The 667-nt window shown below is 43.9% G+C and carries 1 protein-coding gene; it reads right to left on the bottom strand.

What is annotated here, in order from left to right; translation table 11 throughout:
* Nucleotides 1-132: 132 nt before the first annotated feature.
* On the bottom strand, nucleotides 133-667 hold a 535-nt coding region (locus tag F8C82_RS14665), incomplete at its 5' end, for a glycoside hydrolase family 108 protein (protein ID WP_151694379.1).

Below are 667 nucleotides of genomic sequence, written 5' to 3' on the forward strand. Positions count from 1 at the left end.
GCCAATAAAATAGCCCAGTGCCAAGGAGATAAACACAATCCATATGTATCCACCTTTAGTCATTCTGATTCATTCTTTGGATAATGATCGCTAGGATCGACACACCGGCAACTGCCGCGATTCCAGATCCGATTAAAATTTTTTTTTGTGTCGTTCTGTAAAGTCATTCAGCCTATTAAGCCAACCGTTGATGAACCTTGCTTGACTCGGGTTTCTGTCAACGATGGACAAAAAGAAAGCTCTCCGCCGTTCAAGCATCTTGTTGAATAGTGCTCGTGATGAGATGGAGTTTGCAGCTTTTACGGTTTGCACTCCAATGACGCCATCTACCTTTAAGCTGAAACCATACTCCTCATTGAGTAGCTTTTGAAATTCTCGTAAACCGAGGGCACCTGAACCCCACATCCAAGAAGTAACCGCCTCGGCAACGATTTGAGAGTTAATAGAGTTGTTGTAGGTAGCCTTGTCCCAGAAATACTTCACAAATAGTGAAGCTTGATCCTTTGTGAGCGCTCTAAAGGTTGAATCGTTGGGTGTTACACCTAGCACTCTTGAAGCCAAGCTATCAAAAGTGGCTCTAGTGATCCCCATATTCGTTTCACCACCGCGATCCACAGGATCATTTACATATCCGCCTTCCCATTTTAGAACGAAAGGAACGTAGAGT

Source organism: Phaeocystidibacter marisrubri (assembly GCF_008933165.1).
Taxonomy (GTDB): Bacteria; Bacteroidota; Bacteroidia; order Flavobacteriales; family Schleiferiaceae; genus Phaeocystidibacter; species Phaeocystidibacter marisrubri.